We start from the raw sequence: 18350 nt of genomic DNA on the forward strand, positions 1-18350 counted from the left end.
TTACCCCGCCCCCGGCCCCGCCGGGGGCCCGGGGGCGGGGCCCGGGGGTGGCCCGGGCGCTAATCGGGCGCCGCGGGGGGCTTTTTGGCGGCTTTTCCCGCCACGGGAGCGGAGAGAGCCGACCCGGATCGCGACGGGAAGCCTCCGGAGACGGCCGGAGAGGGCGGGGCGGAGGACGGGGCGGGGCGGGGAGGGCGGGGCGAATCCGGGGGCGTCAGCGGCCGGTGCCGGCGACGATGACGGTCTCGACCTCGCCGTCCAGGCCGTACGCGGTGTGCACGGTGCGGGCGGCGTCGGCCAGGTCGTCGCCGCGGAGCACGACCGAGATGCGGATCTCGGACGTGGAGATCATCTCGATGTTGATCCCCGACGTGGACAGCGCCTCGAACAGGATCGCCGAGACGCCCGAGTGCGTGCGCATCCCCGCGCCGACCACCGAGAGCTTGCCGATCTGGTCGTCATGGACGAGGCCGACGAACCCGACGTCGGCCTGCTCTGCGGCGAGCGCCTTGAGCGCGCTGGAGGCGTCCGACTTCGGCAGCGTGAAGGAGATGTCGGTCCGGCCGGTCGAGGCCGCCGAGGCGTTCTGGACGATCATGTCGACGTTGGCCCCGGCCTTCGCGACGATCTTGAAGATCTCCGCGGCCTTGCCCGGCACGTCGGGGACGCCGGTGACGGTGACCTTGGCCTGGCTGAGGTCGGTGGCGACACCGGCGACGATCGGCTCTTCCATGGAATCTCCCTCGGGTCCGCGGGGGTTCTTCATGCCCTCGCCCAGAACGTAGGTGCCCTCGTTCGACGTGAAGGTCGAACGGGCGTGGATCAGCACGCCGTGGCGACGTGCGTACTCGACGGCGCGGATGTAGAGCACCTTCGCGCCGTTGGCCGCGAGCTCCAGCATCTCCTCGCTGCTGACGTGCGAGAGCTTGCGCGCCATCGGGATGACCCGGGGGTCGGCGGTGAAGATCCCGTCCACGTCGCTGTAGATCTCGCAGACGTCAGCCTCCAGCGCCGCGGCGAGGGCGACGGCGGTGGTGTCGGATCCGCCGCGACCGAGCGTGGTGATGTCCTGCGTGTCGTCGTTGAGCCCCTGGAAGCCCGCGACGATCACGATCGCGCCCTCGTCGAGCGCCTCGCGCAGCCGGGTGGGGGTGACCTCGACGATCCGTGCGGCGCCGTATCGGCTGTCGGTTCGCATCCCGGCCTGGGGGCCGGTGAAGGACCGCGCGTCGAAGCCCATGGAGTGGATGGCCATCGCGAGCAGCGCCATCGAGATCCGCTCCCCGCTGGAGAGGAGCATGTCCAGCTCACGCGGAGCGGGGATGGGCGCCACCTCGGCGGCGAGGTCGAGCAGCTCGTCGGTCGTGTCGCCCATCGCGCTCACGGCCACGACCACGTCGTGACCGGCGCGGCGGGTGTCGACGATGCGCTTGGCGACGCGCTTGATGCTCTCTGCGTCGGCGACGGAGGAGCCGCCGTACTTCTGCACGATGAGGGCCACGAAAACACTCCCGGGTACGGAGGGCGGCGAAGAAGGTCGGCGCCCTGGCATATTCTACGAGCGCGGCGTATGCCGGATCCGCCATGTGACGGCACCGGATCCGGCGACCGCCTCGCTCAGTGGCCGATCAGCCCGCGCCGACGAGCCTCCGCGACCGCCGCGCTGCGACTGTCGACGCCGAGCTTCTCGAGCAGGTGCACGACGTGCGTCTTCACGGTCGCCTCGCTGATGAACAGCGCCGAGGCGATCTCCCGGTTGGCGGCGCCCGTGTCGATGAGCGCGAGCACCTCCTGCTCCCTCGCCGTCAGCGCCACCCGCGGCGCACGGAGGGCGGCGAGGAGCCGCTCGTCCCCGCCGGGGGTCGGGACCACGGACCCCGCCGCCGCGTCGACGATCGCGCGGGAGATGACGTCCGTCCCGACGTCCTTGAGCAGATAGCCGGCGGCGCCCGCCTCGACGGCGCGGATGATCTGCGCGTCGTGGTCGAACGTCGTGAGGATGAGCACGGCCGGCGCGTCCGGCAGCGCTCGGAGGGCGGCGGTCGTCGCCACGCCGTCCATCCCGTCGCCGAGCCGCAGGTCGCACAGGACCACGTCCGGCGACAGCTCGGCCGCCAGCGCGACGGCCTCCTCCCCGGTCGCCGCCTCGCCGACGACGCCGAAGCCGCGCGCCTCGACCACCGCGCGAAGGCCCGCACGGACGACGGGGTGGTCGTCGACGAGCAGGATCCGGATGCTCATGCCGTGCGCCCCTCGCCCCGTGATTCCCGTTCTGATTCCGGTTCCGGCTCTGACTCCGGTTCCGCTTCTGGCTCTGATTCCGGCTTTGTCGCGGATGCCGCCGGCGCCGTGGATGCGGCGGGGAGCATGGCGATGAGGCGGGTCCCCTCCCCCGGCGCGGTGTCGATCCGGAGCTCCCCGCCGAGCTCGCGTAGCCGCGAGCGCATCGCCGCGATGCCGAACGAGCCGCCGGAGCGCCGATCAGCGGGTTCGCTCCCGGCCGTCGCATCGAACCCCGACCCGTCGTCGACGATCTCCATCCGCGCGACGCCGTCCCCGGCCGACAGCCGGATCTCGGCGCTCCGCGCCCCGGAGTGCTGCCGCACGTTCGCGAGCCCGGACTGCGCGACCCGCAGGAACGCGACCTCAACCGGCGTCGGCAAGGGCGGGAGCCCGTCGTCCAGGTCCAGACGCGTCCGGATCCCGTTGTCGGCGGTGAGCGTGTCGAGCATCCGCCCGAGGGCCGCGGCGAGCGCCGACTCCTCCAGGTCAACGGGGGCGAGCGCCGCGACGATCCGGCGGAGCTCCTGGAGCGAGTGCCGGGCGAGGTCGTCGATCTGCGCCATGCGCTCCGCATCCCCCGTCCGGGCGATGAGCGCGATCGAGCTCAGCTCCTGCGCGATCGTGTCGTGCAGATCCCTGGCCAGTCGTGTGCGCTCCCGGAGGGCGCCGGCCTCGCGCTGCTCCCCGGCCAGCTCCTCCTGCAGTCGCGCGGACTCGTGCTGCGCGCGGAGCAGGGAGGCGATGAGTCGTTCCCGCTCGGCGGCGCTGCGCAGGAGATGGTCATAGCCCAGCGAGATGCCGTAGGCGAAGCCACCGCCGACAAGCGGTCCGATGATCGACGCGATGCCGGTCGCCGATGTCGCGGCGGGGTGCAGCATCGGGAGGACGATCGATGCCGCGATGACCACGGCGGCCAGGAGCGCCGACCACGGCAGCCGCAGCACGTGCCCGGCCAGGAGCAGCACGGCGAAGGAGAGCCAGACGAACTCCGGCGAGATCAGCAGCGCGCCGAGCCACAGGACCACGAGTCCCGCCAGCCACCAGGCGGCCGCCCTGCCGTGTGCGAACGAGGCTCCCGCGCCGTACCAGGCGAGGAACACCCCCGCCGCGAGGAGGACCACGACCATCTCCCCGCCGGTCGAGGCGGCGCGGGCGGCGGCCACGACCGTGAGCGTGACGGTGATGACGTGCAGCGCGGCCCGTGCCCCGCGCAGCACACGCATCCGGCCGGGATCCCCGAGCGCGCGGTCCTGCGCCTGCGGGACCGCGCGCGACCCGTCGGCGCCCGTCGTGGCACCGCCGGACACGTCCGTGCCGGGCGACTCGTTCATCCTCCGATTCTCTCCCGCCGCGGCCCTCGCGGCATGCGGGAGAGATCGATCCTTCGATGGATCTCCCGGCCGCCCCCGCCGCGAAGAGTGGGAGCATGACCGATTCGCCCTCCGCCCCCATGTCCCCCGCGCCCGACTCCACTGCCTCGGCCGCCCCGTCCTCGGCCGCGGGTATGCGCACGAGGCAGCGGTCCGCGCTCCGGCTCCTCCTGGGCGCGACGACCGTCTACATCGTGATCGGGCTCGCCGCCGGGCTCTTCTACCGGGAGTTCACGAAGCTCAACGGGTTCGAGGAGGGGATGTCCGGGCAGCTCGGCCTGGCGCACACGCACATCCTCACGCTCGGCGCGCTCGTGCAGCTCATCGTCCTCGCCCTGGAGAAGTCCTTCCGCCTGTCGGCGAGCCGGCTGTTCCGCTGGTTCTTCTGGATCTACAACGCCGGCGTCGTGCTGACCGGGACCATGCTCGTCTGGCACGGCATGCTGCAGGTGCTGGACGAGGAGTCCTCGAAGATGATCGCGGGCATCGCCGGCGTCGGCCACATGCTCGTGGGAGCCGGATTCGTCCTGCTGCTGCTCAGCCTGCGGGCGTCGCTCCGCCGGGAGGAGTGACGGCCTCGACGGGCGCCGGCGGGACCGTCGCCCGTGCGGGCCTCAGCCGGCCCCCGGTCCCCGCGAACCAGCAGCCCGCGATGATGACGGGGAAGCCGATCAGCAGCCAGACGGTGAGGGGCTCGGTGAGCACGAGCGCGCCGAGCAGGATCGCCACGACGGGGTTGACGTAGGTGAACAGCGGCGCGCGCACCGGGCCGACCTCGCGGATGAGGGCGAAGAACGCCAGGAACGCTATCGCCGTGGAGATCACCGCGAGCGCGAGGAGCGCGCCGACGGATTCGAGCGTCGGCATCCGGTGCTGGGTGACGGCCGCGATCGGCAGATACAGCGTCCCGATCATCAGGAGCGCGAGCGTGATGGTGCCGAGGGAGGGGACGTCGCCGAGCTTCCGGGCGACGATGAACGGCGCGGTCGCATAGAGGACGGCGACCAGCAGCACCTCCCCTGCGGCGAGCAGGTTCACCTCGCCACCCGTGAGACCGGGCCCGACCACGACGATCGCGACCCCGGCGAAGCCGACGAGCAGGCCGATGACGCGGGCGGGCTTCAGCACGCCGCGATCGCCGCCGCTCAGCGCGATGAGAGCCGCGAACAGGGGGACGGTCGCAACGAGCAGGCCGGTGAGCCCCGAGGGGAGGGTCTGCTCCGCGTGGCCGAGGAGGAGGAACGGCCCGCCCATCTCGACGAGCCCGAAGGCCAGGATCCACGGCCAGTGCCGGAGCGCCTTCCGGAGGGCGCCGCTGCGGATCGCGAACGGCAGGAGGAGGAGCGCGGCGATCAGCGTGCGGCCCGCGACGACGGCGGGCGGGGAGAACGACTCGACCGCGACGCTGATGAACAGATACGGCACGCCCCACAGCAGCGCCATGGCTCCGAAGAGCAGCCATCCGCGACGGGTGAAGCCTCCTGAGGGGTTCACAGGACGCGCCGACCCTCGAAGGCGCGGCCGAGGGTCACCTCGTCCGCGTACTCCAGGTCTCCGCCCACGGGCAGGCCGGACGCGAGGCGCGACACGGTGATCTGCATGCTCACGAGCAGACGGCTGAGATAGCTCGCCGTCGCCTCGCCCTCGAGGTTCGGGTTGGTGGCGAGGATGACCTCCTGCACCGTGCCGTCGGCGAGGCGCGACATGAGCTGCGCGATCCGGAGATCGTCGGGCCCGACACCCGCAATCGGGCTGATCGCACCGCCGAGCACCTGGTACAGCCCGCGGAACTCACGGGTGCGCTCGATGGCGGCGACGTCCTTCGCGTCCTCGACCACGCAGATCAGGGCCGGGTTCCGCCGCGGATCCCGGCAGATCGTGCAGCGCTCCTGCTCGGCGACGTTGCCGCACACCTCGCAGAAGCGCACGCGCTCGCGGATCTCGGTGAGCAGCTCGGCGAGGCGGGCGACGTCGAACGACGGCGTCTGCAGGATGTGGAAGGTGATGCGCTGCGCCGACTTCGGCCCGATGCCGGGCAGCCGGCCGAACTCGTCGATCAGCTCTTGGACGATTCCGTCGTACATCAGGAGAACCTCGTGGGGGGCTCGTAGGGCTCTTCGCGCAGGAACTCCGCGCCGAGCACCTGGCGGACGACGGCCTCGCCGTAGCGCTGCACGCCCGCACCAGCGCGCGGTGCCCGTGCCGGTGCGGCGGGAGCAGGTGCGGCAGGCGCAGGAGCCTGGACCGAAGCAGAGGCCTGGGCAGAGGCAGGGACCTGCGCCGTTGTGGGGGCCGGTGCGGTTGCGGGGGCCGGGACAGCCGATGCGAGGCCATCCGGCGTCGATGCCGTCGATGCGGGCGCGGGCGGGAGGAACTCGGGAGGCGCGTCGTCGTACGGCGGCTCGTCATCGGGGTAGGGCGGCGCCTCGTCGAGGACGTCGCCGTCGTGGGCGGGCTCGTACCAGCCGGAGGCCGGCATCGCCTCGACGTCGGCGGGATCGTCGTCCACCGGGAACTGCGCGGGCGGAGCCGCCACCGCCGCAGCGGGCGCGGATGCCGCTGTGGCTGTGGTCGTCGGGACCGTCGCGACGGAGACCGGCGAACCGATGGAGGCAGAGCCGTCCGCGTCACCGCTCGGGATCGACGCCACGGCCCACTCGGTCACCGGCGCGGCGTTCGCCGAGGCCGGGCGGGGGGTTCCCGTCGAGCCGCCACCGCGCTGCTCGCCCCGGGAGGAATCGTGACCGCCGTTCTCCGGCGCGGGGGCGGCCGACCCGCCCGCTGCTAAGTTCTGCTCGCCGCCGGACGGAAGCGGGGCCGGAAGGTACTTGACCCGCACGCCGAGCTCCTGCTCGATGGCCGTGCGCAGGTGGTCGGAGGGGCCGGGACCGGGGGTCGGGCCCTTGAACCGCGAGACGTCGTTCGGGCTCGCGAAGCCGAGCGTGAGCACGTCCCCCTCGGCGGCGTAGTCCAGGGGCTGGACGGCGGTGACCACCAGCCAGGACGGCCTGCTGAGGTCGGCGAGGCGGGCCAGCACCGCCGGCCAGGCGGCACGGACCCGCGCGATGTCGACGGGCCCCGCAGGCCGAGCCGGCTCGGCCGCGGGCTGCGGTGCTGCCGACGCCTCGACGGCGCCTGTCTCAGCCGCACCTGTCTCAGCCGCACTCGTCCCATCCGGGACGGGCTCGACGACAGGAGCCGCCGCAGGGGCCTCGGGTGTCGCCGCAGATGGGGCAGACGGGGCAGAGGGGGCAGACGGGGCGGCGGGAGAGGGCACCGGAACCGTGGGCCGCACGGCGGGTGCGACGGCAGCGGGTGCAGCAGGGGCGGCGGCGAGCGTGGCGCCCGGCTCTCCGCCGGTCGCGGCGAGGACCCTGGCCACGAGGAGCTCGAGATGCAGGCGCGGCGAGGTCGCCCCGGTCATGTCGTCGAGCGCGGTGCTGACCAGATCCGCCGTGCGGGACAGCCGGCCGACCCCGAAGGCCACGGCCTGGACGCGCATGCGGTCCAGCTCATCGGACGGCACACCGCGGAGCACCGCGGAGGCGTCATCGCCGACGGCGGCGATGACGATCAGGTCGCGCAGCCTCTCGAGGAGGTCGTCCACGAACCGCCGCGGGTCCTGCCCCGTCTGCACGACGCGATCCACCGCGGGGAAGGCCGCGGCGGCGTCGCCCGCGGCGAGCGCGTCCACGATCTCGTCCAGGAGCGCGGCATGCGTGTACCCGAGGAGCGCAACGGCACGCTCGTAGCCGACCGTCACCGCCCCCGACGGCGCCGCGTCCGACCCGGCGATCAGCTGGTCCAGCAGCGAGAGCGTGTCGCGCGGCGAGCCGCCGCCGGCCCGGACGACGAGGGGCAGCACGCCCTGCTCGACGGCGACGCCCTCCTCGACGCACAGCTTCTCGACGTACTCGAGCATGGCCGCGGGAGGCACCAGGCGGAACGGGTAGTGATGCGTCCGGGAGCGGATGGTGCCGAGCACCTTCTCGGGCTCGGTGGTCGCGAAGATGAACTTCACATGCGCCGGGGGCTCCTCCACGAGCTTCAGAAGCGCGTTGAAGCCCTGCGGCGTGACCATGTGGGCCTCGTCGAGGATGAAGATCTTGTACCGGTCGCGGCTGGGCGCGAACGTCGCCCGCTCGCGCAGGTCCCTGGCGTCGTCGACGCCGTTGTGGCTCGCCGCGTCGATCTCGACCACGTCGAGCGATCCGCCGCCCGCCCGCGAGAGCTCGACGCAGCTGGGGCATACGCCGCAGGGCGTGTCCGTCGGGCCCTCGGCGCAGTTGAGGCAGCGCGCGAGGATGCGAGCGGACGTGGTCTTTCCGCACCCGCGCGGCCCGGAGAACAGGTATGCGTGGCCCACGCGGTCGCCGCGCAGGGCGGTCATGAGCGGATCGGTGACCTGGGACTGCCCGATCATCTCCCCGAAGGTCTCGGGCCGGTAGCGGCGATAGAGGGCTGTGGTCACCGGTCCAGCCTAGAGCGTGCCCCGGACATCGGCCCCTCCTCCGAGCCATTGCCCGTCTCGGCCTCCCGTCCGGTGGCCCGGATGGCGGGAGTCTCCCCGGATGGCGGCGGATTCCCCCGAACCCGCCCCTCCCACCGGGGAGACTCCCGCCAGCCGTCCCGCCGTCCCGCAGGCCGGCTAATCCGGGCCGGCTACTCCCCGGCCGACCCGACGACGGGGACCGCGGAGGTCACCGGCACGGACGCCGACAGCAGCGTGCCGTCCTCGCGGCGGGCCTGGGAGCCGAACTCCGGGCGTCCGGGGATGACCGGGCCCTGGTTCGCGAGCCGCACGACGGCCGGTGTCCCGTGGACGGCGGTGTGCGCCGCGCCCCGCACCGTGAACTCCACCGGGTCGCCCTCGAGGACGGCGACCTTCAGCTCCTCGCGGGTGAGCACGATCTGGAGCACGGAGTCCTGCCAGTGCAGCGGATACGAGAGCTCCGGCCAGTCCGCGGGCAGCCGGGGGTCGAAGCTCAGCTCGCCGTTGTAGTCGCGCATGCCGCCGAAGCCGCTGACGAGCGCGGTCCACACACCGCCCGCCGAGGCGACGTGCACACCGTCGGAGGCGTTGTGGTGGAGGTCGGCGAGGTCCACGAAGATCGACTGCTCGAAGTACTCCCGCGCCAGGTCCTGGTAGCCGACCTCCGCCGCGAGGATCGACTGCACGACCGCCGAGAGCGTCGAGTCGCCGGTGGTGAGCGGGTCGTAGTACTCGAAGTCGGCGAGTTTCTCCGCCTCGGAGAAGTGGTTGCCCTGCAGGAACAGCGCGAGCACCACGTCGGCCTGCTTGAGCACCTGGAACCGGTAGATCACCAGAGGGTGGAAGTGCAGCAGCAGCGGATGCTGCGCGGCGGGGGTGTTCGGCAGGTCCCAGACCTCGCGCTCCAGGAACAGCGAGTCCTGAGGATGGATCCCCAGCGCAGGGCTGAACGGGATGAGCATCGCCTCGGCGGCGCGCTCCCAGTTCTCCGCCTCGTCCGGCCCCAGCCGCAGGCGGTCCGCCATCTCGGCGTACTCCTCCGGCGCCTCCTCGGCCATCTCGGACACCACGCGCGCCGCGAAGCGCAGGTTGTACCGGGCCATCACGTTCGTGAAGAGGTTGTCGTTGACGACCGTGGTGTACTCGTCCGGCCCCGTCACCCCGTGGATGTGGAACGTCTCGACGTCCCCGCCTGTACGCCAGAAGCCCAGGGTCTCCCACATGCGGGCCGTCTCCACCGCGACGTCCACGCCCTCGCGGTACATGAAGTCGTCGTCGCCCGTCGCGCGGACGTACTTGCCCAGCGCGAAGCTGATGTCGGCGTTGATGTGGTACTGCGCGGTGCCTGCGGCGTAGTACGCCGACGCCTCCTCGCCGTTGATCGTGCGCCAGGGGAACAGCGCCCCTCCCTCGCTGAGCATCTGCGCCCTGCGGCGGGCGGCGGGGAGCATGTGCACGCGGGCCCTGAGGGCGTTGCGCGCCCACAGCGGCGACGTGTACGTGAGGAACGGGAGGACGTAGATCTCGGTGTCCCAGAAGTAGTGGCCGCTGTAGCCGGAGCCGGAGACGCCCTTCGCCGAGACGCCGGCGCCATCCGCGCGCGCGGCGGCCTGGGCGAGCTGGAACAGGCACCAGCGCGTGGCCTGCTGCAGGTCGTCGTGGCCGCCGATGCGCACGTCGGAGCGCTCCCAGAACGCCTCCAGCCAGTTGACCTGCTTGGTGAACTGCGCCTCGACGCCCTCGACCCCGACCCGGTCGAGCGTCCGCCTGCAGCGGTCGACGAGCTCCCTCGGCGGGACGCCGCGGGACGTGTGATAGCTGACGAGCTTGGTGACGCGGATCGGGACGCCGGCCTTCGCCTGCACGCGGAAGACGTTCTTGGCGATGTCGGGCTCGACGAGCCGGCGCGCGGTGTAGTCGTTCTCGGTCTCGATGATGTGGTCGGCGACGACGCCCAGGGTCATCCCGGACTCGGCGACGCGGTACGACAGCGCCGAGCGCATCTCGTCCTGCCAGTACTCCGCGGGCTCCAGCACGCGCTCGGCGATCCGCTCCGCCTTGCGCGGGTCGAAGCCCTTCTTGGTCGTCGCGTTCCCGCTCAGCGAGGGGACGCCGCCGAAGACGTCCTCGCCGTCCTGGCGGTTGAGCATCTGGCACGAGATGGTCACGGGGGCGTCGGCGTTCTCGACCGTGACCTCCAGACGCAGCACGGCGAGGTGGCGCTCGTCGAAGGAGACGAGGCGCTCGTCGTGCAGCCGGACGCGCTTGCCCGAGGGGCTCACCCACACGACCTCGCGCTCCAGGACGCCGGTGCGGAAGTCGAGGGAGCGCCGGTACTCGCGCACGTCGGCCTCGTCGAAGGCGAGCGGCTCGTCGTCCACGTAGACGCGCATGACCTTCGCGTCCGGGGCGTTGACGATCGTCTGACCGACCTCGGCGAATCCGTAGGCCTGCTCCGCGTGGCGGATCCGCCATGTCTCGTGCAGGCCGTTGATGAACGTGCCGTGCTCCAGCGCGTCACGTCCCTCGATGTGGTTGCCGCGCAGGCCCAGATAGCCGTTGCCCAGCGAGAAGAGCGTCTCGGAGACGCCCTGCCTCTCGCCGGGGAAACGGGTCTCGACGAGCCGCCAGGGGTCGACGGGGAAGAGGTCGCGGTCGATCATGCAGTTTCTCTCCAGGACGGGACGGGTGACGGAGGAACGGGTGGGGTCTCGGGGCCGGTCAGGGCACGAGCCGGGCGAGGTCGTCGACGACGATCGTGGCACCGTGCGCACGCAGGGCATCGGAGCCCGCGCCGCGGTCGACGCCGATCACGACGCCGTAGCCGGCGGCGGCCGCAGATGCGACGCCGGAGGTGGCGTCCTCGACGGCGACGGAGGATGCGGGGTCCACGCCGAGGCGCTCGGCCCCGACGCGGAAGACGTCAGGAGCGGGCTTGGAGGCCAGCCCTTCCCGCTCGGCGACGACGCCGTCGACGACGACGGGGAAGAAGTCGCGGATGCCGGCGGCGGCCAGGACCTCCTCGGCGTTCTTCGAGCTGGAGACCACGGCCATCGGGACGCCGGCGGCGCGCAGGACCTCCAGGAGCGCGAGCGATCCGGGGTACGGGGCGATGCCGTCGCGGCGCAGCGCCGTGGCGAACGCGTCGTTCTTGCGGTTGCCGATCCCGCAGATCGTGTCCGCGGACGGCGGGTCATCGACCTGTCCCCAGGGGAGCTCGACGTTGCGGCTGCGCAGGAGGCTCGCCACCCCGTCGTAGCGCTTCTTGCCGTCTACGTAGGCGAAGTAGTCGGCGTCGGTGTAGGCCGGGGCGATGTCCCAGGCCGCGAACACCTCGTCGAAGACGGCCTGCCATGCCCGCATGTGCAGCTCGGCGGTCGGGGTGAGCACGCCGTCCAGATCGAGGAGGACGCCGTCGACGTCGCGCAGATCGACCGTGGCGGATGAAGAGTCGGACACAGCGGGGCCTTCCGGAGGCGAGGGTATCGAGTGGGATCGGCACCTCTCCGTGCCTGTGCCCAGCGTAGTGCCGCAGGGCCCTCGCCGACAGACGTTTCTGCGACCGATCCTGTCCCACTTCGCGCGGGCGCGGCCCCCGCTGCCCGTGGGCGCGAAAAGACCCTCCGCGCACCCGGCAGAGCCCGGTTACCCTTGCTGCGTTTCCGCCCTGGGGGAATTGGCCTGGATGTCGTCACGCGGAGGGCCGTCGTCAAGTCTACAGGCTCGGGCGACCCGGTCCTCTCGCCGCCGCAGCACGCTCTGGGGCTGAGGCCCGGGTTAGGATCTCAGCAGCGCGCCGATGCCGTCGCCCGACGCCCGAATCGGCCGCCGCTCGGAAGGGATCGCATGGACGCTCGCCCGCAAGACGCCGTCATGACCGCAGACCTGTTCGCCGAGCGGACGGAACGGATCCTGGGCTCGATCGCCGAGGTGATCGACGGCAAGGACGAGGCGGTGCGCAGCGCCCTGATCTGCCTGCTCGCCGAGGGCCACCTGCTGATCGAGGACGTGCCGGGGGTCGGCAAGACGATGCTCGCCCGCGCCCTCGCGGCGAGCGTGGACGCGACCGTCCGCCGGATCCAGTTCACCCCGGACCTCCTCCCCGGCGACGTGACCGGCGTGAGCGTGTACGACCCGGTCGACCGCGAGTTCGAGTTCAAGGCCGGCGCGGTGTTCGCGCACATCGTGATCGCGGACGAGATCAACCGCTCCTCCCCCAAGACCCAGTCCGCGCTCCTGGAGGCGATGGAGGAGGGGCAGGTCACCGTGGACGGGCGCACGCACGCCCTCCCCGACCCGTTCCTCGTCGTCGCCACGCAGAACCCGCTGGAGATGGAGGGGACCTATGCGCTGCCCGAGGCGCAGCGCGACCGGTTCATGATGCGCATCTCGATGGGCTACCCGGACGCCGCGGCCGAGACGCTCATGCTGCGCCAGCGCGACACCGTGAACCCCCTCGACGCCATCCGCCCCGTCCTCGCCGCCGCCGACGTGCGAGCGCTGGTCGCGTGGGCTCGCGCGATCCACGTCGCGCCGTCGGTCGAGGAGTACGCGGTCGCCCTCGCCCAGGCGACGCGCTCCGATCCGAGCCTGCACCTCGGCGCCAGCCCCCGGGCGACGCTCCAGCTCGTGCGGGCCGCGAAGGTCGTCGCCGCCCTCGACGGGCGCGAGTTCGTCGTCCCCGACGACCTGTCGCGGCTGCTGCCCGCCGTGTTCGCGCATCGCCTCATCCCCGCGCGGGGCGCCCACCGTTCCGGGACCCGCCCTATCGAGGCGGCGCTCGCGCACATCGTCGAGCGCATCCCCGTGCCGATCGGCGCGAACCGCTGATGCGACGCCGGCCCCTCACCGCGCGCGGCGTCGCCGCGCTCCTGCTGGGGCTGTGCTGCGCCGTCGTGGCGAACGTCCTCGCCGTGCCCCTGCTGCTCTATCTGGGCGTCCTGCTCATCGCCCTCGTCGTCCTCGCGGCGATCGTCGTGCACGCCCCTCGGCGCAGCGGCACGGTGACCCGGAGCATCGCGACCGACCTGCTGCCGGTCGGCGAGACCTCGCGCGTCCTCGTCCGCCTGGACATCCGGTCCGTCCTCCCCCCGCCCGTGGGCGCCTGGGAGGACGCGCTGCCGGCGGCCGTCGACGGATCGGCCGTCGGCGCCTTCCCACCCGAGGGCGAACGCGGACGACGGACGACGGACGGGATCCCGACGACCCTCGTCTACGACATCCGCGGCGTGCGGCGGGGGCTGTGGGCGCTCGGTCCGCTCACCCTGACGACCGTCGACCCGTTCGGCCTCGTGCGGCGGAGCCAGGAGTTCGGCGAGTCCCGCCCGATCACCGTGGTCCCCGAGGTCGTGGCCATCCCGCCGCTCCGCGATCGGATCGGCGCTGCGGGCGGCACCGCGCAGACGTCGTCGAGCCGGATCGGACAGGGATCGGACAACCTCACCCCGCGCCGCTACGTCCCCGGCGACTCCATGCGACGGATCCACTGGCGCGCGACGGCACATCGGGGCGATCTCATGGTCCGCCAGGAGGAGCAGGAGTCGAGCCCCGACGCGATCGTGGTCCTGGACCGCGCCGGCGACCGCTGGCCGCGCGCCGGACGCGGGTCCGGTCCCGGGTCCGGGTCCGGTGCCGCATCGGGCGCCGCGGCCGCGGATCCAGCGTTCGAGCGCGCCGTCTCCGCGGTCGCCTCGATCGCACTGCACCTGTCGGACCACGGATACGCCGTCGACGTCGTCGACGCGACCGGGGTGCTCATCGGCAGGCTGCGCGGGATCGAGGACGATCGGGACGGGCTGCTCATCGCCCTCGCCGCCGTCTCCCCCCGCCGCGGCGAGCGCGACGAGGGGCTGGCCGCGGCACGAGGGGCGCACACGGTCGGGCCGTTGGTGGTCGTCACCGGCGCACTGACGTCCGCCGACGCCGACACGCTCACGCACGGAGGGGCGGCGACCCCGATCCTGCTCGCGACGGACGCCGCCCCCGGCACGCTGGACGCCGCCGTCGCGCACGGCTGGTTCACCGGAGACCTCGACGACGACATCGCCGCCTCCTGGGCCGATGCGGTGCCGTCGCCGCGCGCGGAGGGGGTGCGCGATGCGCGCTCCTGACCGGGACCCGACGACGCGAGCCCCCGAGACCGGCGCAAGCACCGGCGGCACGAGCACCGGAGGCACCGGGCCGATCGGCATCGCGATCCTCACGGCGCTCGGCGCCCTCGTGGCCGTCTGGCCGCTCACGGCCGTGCTCCGGCCCGGGCGATGGAGCGCCGACGCCGCCCTCGTCGCCGGCGGGATGATCGTCGCGGGATGCATCGTCCGGCTCCTGCTCCGCCGCCGCTCCCCTGCGGCCCGCATCGTCCTGGTGATCCTCGCGCAGCTGGCGGCCGGCATCGCCATGATCGCCTTCCGGGAGTTCCGCGACCAGGCGTTCCTCGGGATCGTCCCGACCTCGGACGTCCTCGGCTCCCTGCCGGCCCTGGCCGCGCAGGTCGGGGACGAGATCTACTACGGGACGGCGCCGCTGGAGCCCTCCCGGGCCACCGCCGTCCTCGTGGCGCTCGGTGCGGCGATCATCGCGCTGCTGCTGGACGCGCTGATCGCGCTCGCCCGCTCCCCCCTCGCCACGATCCTCCTCGTCGCCGCGATCGGCGTCGTGCCGTCCATCGCGGTGCCGCGGCCCGCGGTGGACGTGGTCTGGTTCGTCGCGCTCGCGGTGCTCCTCCTCCTTCTCCTGCGGATCAGGGCGGAGAGCCCGCTCGCGGACCGTCGCCCCTCTTCCGCCGACCCGACGGGAAGCCCCGCGCCGCGCCGTCCCGTCGCCGCCACCGCGATGGGCGCCGCGGCGATCGCCGTGGCCGTCGCGGTCGGGCCGCTCCTCCCGGTCTCCGCGACCGGGATCGAGCTCGGCGGCGGGAGCACGACGCTCAGCCCGACGCTCCGTCTCGGCGAGGACCTGCGCCGCCCCAACCCCTCCACCGCGCTGACCCTGATCACCGACGCCGACAGCGCCCCCTATCTGCGGATCGCGACGCTCTCCGCCTTCGACGGCGAGGTCTGGCAGCCCGACCAGTGGCAGACCTCCCCTCTCGGCGACGGCTTCGGCGCGGACCCCGCGCCCGAGGGGGTGACCGTGCGCGGCAACCGCACCACGATCCGCACGACCGGTGTCAGCGGCTCCTGGCTGCCGGTGCCCTATCAGGCAAGCTCCGTACGGGGCCTGGCCGGCGAGTGGTCGGCGATGACGGACAACCGCACGGTCATTGCGGCGAACGCTGACGCCGCGGAGCAGAACTACACCGTCGACTCGCTCGCGGTCCGCCCTTCCCTGGAGCAGATCCGTGCGACCTCGTCCGCCGATGCGCCGTCGATGGACGCCTTCCGCGCGCTCCCGGACGGGATGCCCGCCGTCATCCGCGAGACGGCCGAACAGGTCGCCGGGACCGACGGCGACGACTACGACCGCCTCCTCGCGCTGCAGACCTGGTTCCGCGCCGGGTTCCGCTACTCCCTCGAGACGCCGGTCGAGGAGGGCTTCGACGGGACCGGCGCGGACGCCGTGGTCCGGTTCCTCGAACGTCGCGAGGGATACTGCGTGCACTTCGCCGGCGCGTTCGCGCTGATGGCCCGATCGCTCGGCATGCCCACGCGGATCGTGGTCGGCTACCTGCCGGGCACGCCGATGGACGAGCGTCAGAAGGGGCGGCCCGTCTACGTCGTCTCGAGCGACCAGCTGCACTCCTGGCCGGAGGTGTACTTCGAGGGCATCGGATGGATCCCGTTCGAGCCGACGGCCACCCTCGGCGTCCCGACCCGGTTCGATGCGGCGACTCCGACGGACACCGCCACGACGGCGCCGAGCATCGCGCCGACGACGGCGCCCTCCGTCGCCCCCGAGGCGACCGGCGCCCCCCGCACCGACCTCGACCCCGGCGCGGGAGGCGCGGTCGCGCAACGTCCGCTCGACCCGTACCCGGTCCTGTGGACGGTGCTCGCGATCGCGGCCGTCCTGCTCCTCCCCGCAGCGATCCGGGCTCTCCTGCGCACCGTCCACCGTCGCCGCGCGAGCCGCGGCGACGCGATGGCGGCCTGGGCCGAGGTGCGCGACACGCTGAGGGACCTGGGGCTGCCCGCGTCCTCGGCCGAGTCGCCCCGCACACGGGGGAACCGGCTCGTGCGGGAGCGGGACGTGGATGCGGATGCCGTGCGCGTGCTCGTCACGGCGGTCGAGCGCGCCAGCTACGCACGGGCCGAGGCGTCGACGAGGGCCTCCGGATCCGCCGACACGGCCGACCTGGCGGGGGCGGTGCAACGGATCCGGTCCGACCTGCGTCACGGGGCGAGCGGCCGCGACCGTCTCCTCGCGACGTTCGCACCCCGCTCGCTGTTCGGCGGCCGGCTCGCCGCCTCCTCGGTCGGCTGATCGCACCGATCCAGGGCATGCTCCGGCAGGCATGGATTCGCCGGGCATGGTCCGCCGATCCAGACCCTGGTCCGCCGGCGGGTCAGCCCGTGACGACGGGGCGGAGCGGCTGCGACGTCGCGACGGCGGCGATGATCTCCGCGAGGTCCTGAGGGCGACTCCACATCGGCCAGTGCCCGGTGGGGAGGTCGATGGACTCGACCTGCCGGAGCCCGGCCACCTCCGCGAACATCGGGTGCCCGGCGGCGGCCAGCTCCCTGATCTGCTCGCCGGAGATGGAGCAGCACACCAGGGTCGTGGGGACGTCGAGGCGCTCGGCGTTGGCGAGCTCGACGGCCTGCCTCAGCACCGGGCCGGGCTCGGGCACGGCCCCTTCCCGGAAGCGGTCCAGGGCTCCGGCGTCGAGGCCGTCGAGGCTGGCCTGCTCCCCGAGCACGTCGAAGGCGGGGAGCGGCAGCTCCACCAGATCGGCGGGGGCATCCGGCGCGAAGACGGTGCCGGGGGCGACGGGGCCGCTGTCGACCCAGATCACGTGTCCGACCAGTTCCGGATGGCGATCGAGCACGATGCTGACGGGGGCGTTGGCGCCGCTGTGCGCGACGAGGACGGCCGGCCCGTGACCGGAGGCCGCAGCCGACTCCAGGGCCCGATCGATCGCGTCGGCCTGATCGTCGAGCGTTCTGGTGGCGCGCTGAGGGTCGTGCGGGTCAAGGCCGGGCAGCGTCAGCGGAACGGCACGATGGCCCGCATCCTGGAGCTGTTCCACGACCTCGTCCCACGCCCACGCGCCCAGCCAGTGTCCGGGAACCAGGATGATCGTCGGGCTGTTCTCATGAGTGCTCATACATCGACTGTGGCATGCTCGATGGACAACGGCCTGTCACTGTTTATGACACTGATTTCATGACGCTGATTCGTCTACGGCACGTCGGGAGGAGGCGAGGGTGAAGCGCACCGAGCGGCTGCATGCGCTGTCCGAGACGCTGCGCCGTCGAGGCTCCCGCGGATGCACCGCGGGATGGCTGGCGTCCGAGTTCGAGGTGTCCGTCCGCACCATCAAGAGGGACCTCGCCGCCCTGGAGCGCAGCGGGGCGCCGATCTGGTCCCGGCCCGGCCCCGGCGGCGGCTACGGCATGCTGACGACCGGAGCCTCCCTCCCGCCGATCACCCTCACCGCCACGCAGGGCGTGGCTCTTCTCGCCGCGGTGGCCGCCGCACCGGACGCCCCCTATGCGGACCTCGCCAGAGCCGGAGTCCAGAAGGTCCTCGATGTCCTCGACCCCGAGACGCGGGGGAAGGCCCGGCAGCTCGCGGACCGGGTGTGGGTCGACAGCGCTCCGTCACCCGGTCGCGCCGTCCGATCGGCGATCGAGGAGGCGATGACCGAGCAGCGGGTCGTCCGCATCGGCTACACCGATGCCGAGGGCGCACGCACGAACCGGGAGGTCGAGCCGGTGCTGTTCGCCGCGACCCGCGGGGAGTGGTACCTCGTGGGCTGGTGCCGGCTCCGCGACGCGATGCGCTGGTTCCGGCTCACCCGGATCCGGCATGCGGCCGTCACCTCGATCCCCTGCACGGGACACCCCATCAGCGAGGTCGGAAGCCCACCGGTCACCGCACGACCGGTCCACGGCCGAAGCGAGTGACCCGACCGCCCAAACGAGGGGCATCCTTGCTCCGCCTGTGGTATCACGACACCACGTTCGAAGAGGCTCGCCGACGAAGGCGGGCTGTACCGCCCGCGCTACAACGTCAGCAGGCGCGAGGAATGCTCCGGCGTCCAG

14 protein-coding genes and 1 other RNA gene are annotated in these 18350 nt (G+C 72.8%); 5 read left to right on the forward strand and 10 right to left on the reverse strand.

Annotation, left to right across the window (positions count from 1 at the left end):
* Positions 1-214: 214 nt before the first annotated feature.
* The 3 genes from J2Y69_RS17875 to J2Y69_RS17885 all read right to left on the reverse strand — a co-directional run bounded on the left by J2Y69_RS17875 (position 215) and on the right by J2Y69_RS17885 (position 3614).
* Positions 215-1501, reverse strand: coding sequence for an aspartate kinase (locus J2Y69_RS17875; RefSeq protein WP_310023307.1), 1287 nt, complete (start codon positions 1499-1501; stop codon positions 215-217).
* Positions 1502-1617: 116 nt separating this feature from the next.
* A complete protein-coding gene (locus tag J2Y69_RS17880; RefSeq protein ID WP_310023309.1) occupies positions 1618-2241 on the reverse strand; it encodes a response regulator transcription factor in 624 nt (207 codons plus the stop codon).
* Positions 2238-3614, reverse strand: a complete 1377-nt coding sequence (locus J2Y69_RS17885) for a sensor histidine kinase (RefSeq protein ID WP_310023311.1) — start codon at positions 3612-3614, stop codon at positions 2238-2240. Before J2Y69_RS17885 ends, J2Y69_RS17880 begins: the two co-directional genes overlap by 4 nt.
* Before the next feature lie 95 nt (positions 3615-3709).
* Here J2Y69_RS17885 and J2Y69_RS17890 point away from each other — a divergent pair, with 95 nt between their 5' ends.
* Positions 3710-4225, forward strand: a complete 516-nt coding sequence (locus J2Y69_RS17890; protein ID WP_310023312.1) for a DUF2871 domain-containing protein — start codon at positions 3710-3712, stop codon at positions 4223-4225.
* On the opposite strand, the gene J2Y69_RS17895 is transcribed toward J2Y69_RS17890, so the two are convergent.
* The 6 genes from J2Y69_RS17895 to ffs all read right to left on the reverse strand — a co-directional run bounded on the left by J2Y69_RS17895 (position 4191) and on the right by ffs (position 11853).
* Positions 4191-5147, reverse strand: a complete 957-nt coding sequence (locus J2Y69_RS17895) for a DMT family transporter (protein WP_310023314.1) — start codon at positions 5145-5147, stop codon at positions 4191-4193. The genes J2Y69_RS17890 and J2Y69_RS17895 overlap by 35 nt on opposite strands.
* Positions 5144-5737 carry a recombination mediator RecR gene (gene recR / locus J2Y69_RS17900; protein WP_310023316.1) on the reverse strand — a complete coding sequence of 198 codons (594 nt, stop codon included), beginning with the start codon at positions 5735-5737 and terminating at the stop codon, positions 5144-5146. The genes J2Y69_RS17895 and recR overlap by 4 nt, the downstream gene beginning before the upstream one ends.
* Positions 5737-8124: a DNA polymerase III subunit gamma and tau gene (locus J2Y69_RS17905; RefSeq protein ID WP_310023318.1), complete on the reverse strand. Its 2388-nt coding sequence runs from the start codon at positions 8122-8124 to the stop codon at positions 5737-5739. Before J2Y69_RS17905 ends, recR begins: the two co-directional genes overlap by 1 nt.
* Before the next feature lie 191 nt (positions 8125-8315).
* Positions 8316-10808, reverse strand: a complete 2493-nt coding sequence (locus J2Y69_RS17910; protein WP_310023320.1) for a glycoside hydrolase family 65 protein — start codon at positions 10806-10808, stop codon at positions 8316-8318.
* 58 nt (positions 10809-10866) lie between these two features.
* A complete protein-coding gene (locus J2Y69_RS17915) occupies positions 10867-11604 on the reverse strand; it encodes a beta-phosphoglucomutase family hydrolase (protein WP_310023322.1) in 738 nt (245 codons plus the stop codon).
* A 152-nt stretch (positions 11605-11756) separates the two neighbouring features.
* Positions 11757-11853, reverse strand: an RNA gene (ffs, locus tag J2Y69_RS17920) — signal recognition particle sRNA small type.
* Positions 11854-12018: 165 nt separating this feature from the next.
* Between ffs and J2Y69_RS17925 the strand changes: the two genes are divergently transcribed.
* Genes J2Y69_RS17925 through J2Y69_RS17935 form a run of 3 tightly spaced genes read left to right on the forward strand, consistent with a single transcriptional unit; the run spans position 12019 to position 16566 of the window.
* Positions 12019-12975, forward strand: a complete 957-nt coding sequence (locus J2Y69_RS17925; protein ID WP_310023323.1) for an AAA family ATPase — start codon at positions 12019-12021, stop codon at positions 12973-12975.
* Complete coding sequence (locus J2Y69_RS17930; RefSeq protein WP_310023325.1) at positions 12975-14255, forward strand: DUF58 domain-containing protein; 1281 nt, start codon at positions 12975-12977, stop codon at positions 14253-14255. Before J2Y69_RS17925 ends, J2Y69_RS17930 begins: the two co-directional genes overlap by 1 nt.
* On the forward strand, positions 14242-16566 hold the full coding sequence (locus J2Y69_RS17935; RefSeq protein ID WP_310023327.1) for a transglutaminase TgpA family protein: 2325 nt from the start codon (positions 14242-14244) through the stop codon (positions 16564-16566). The genes J2Y69_RS17930 and J2Y69_RS17935 overlap by 14 nt, the downstream gene beginning before the upstream one ends.
* An 82-nt stretch (positions 16567-16648) precedes the next feature.
* Here J2Y69_RS17935 and J2Y69_RS17940 read toward each other — a convergent pair whose 3' ends face one another.
* The gene (locus J2Y69_RS17940; protein WP_310023329.1) at positions 16649-17410 is read right to left on the reverse strand and encodes an alpha/beta fold hydrolase; all 762 of its coding nucleotides are present in this window, start codon (positions 17408-17410) and stop codon (positions 16649-16651) included.
* 100 nt (positions 17411-17510) lie between these two features.
* Here J2Y69_RS17940 and J2Y69_RS17945 point away from each other — a divergent pair, with 100 nt between their 5' ends.
* Positions 17511-18212 (forward strand): helix-turn-helix transcriptional regulator, encoded by a 702-nt coding sequence (locus tag J2Y69_RS17945; protein WP_310023331.1) that lies wholly within the window; start codon positions 17511-17513, stop codon positions 18210-18212.
* Positions 18213-18350 lie beyond the last annotated feature (138 nt).

Source organism: Microbacterium resistens, from assembly GCF_031456305.1.
Lineage (GTDB): Bacteria > Actinomycetota > Actinomycetes > Actinomycetales > Microbacteriaceae > Microbacterium > Microbacterium resistens_A.

Coding starts and splice junctions, on each gene's coding strand:
- J2Y69_RS17885 (WP_310023311.1), bottom strand. CDS start 3,614: ATGAACGAGTCGCCCGGCACGGACGTGTCCGGCGGTGCCACGACGGGC.
- J2Y69_RS17910 (WP_310023320.1), bottom strand. CDS start 10,808: ATGATCGACCGCGACCTCTTCCCCGTCGACCCCTGGCGGCTCGTCGAG.
- J2Y69_RS17880 (WP_310023309.1), bottom strand. CDS start 2,241: ATGAGCATCCGGATCCTGCTCGTCGACGACCACCCCGTCGTCCGTGCG.
- J2Y69_RS17935 (WP_310023327.1), top strand. CDS start 14,242: ATGCGCGCTCCTGACCGGGACCCGACGACGCGAGCCCCCGAGACCGGC.
- J2Y69_RS17930 (WP_310023325.1), top strand. CDS start 12,975: ATGCGACGCCGGCCCCTCACCGCGCGCGGCGTCGCCGCGCTCCTGCTG.
- J2Y69_RS17925 (WP_310023323.1), top strand. CDS start 12,019: ATGACCGCAGACCTGTTCGCCGAGCGGACGGAACGGATCCTGGGCTCG.
- recR (WP_310023316.1), bottom strand. CDS start 5,737: ATGTACGACGGAATCGTCCAAGAGCTGATCGACGAGTTCGGCCGGCTG.
- J2Y69_RS17940 (WP_310023329.1), bottom strand. CDS start 17,410: ATGAGCACTCATGAGAACAGCCCGACGATCATCCTGGTTCCCGGACAC.
- J2Y69_RS17890 (WP_310023312.1), top strand. CDS start 3,710: ATGACCGATTCGCCCTCCGCCCCCATGTCCCCCGCGCCCGACTCCACT.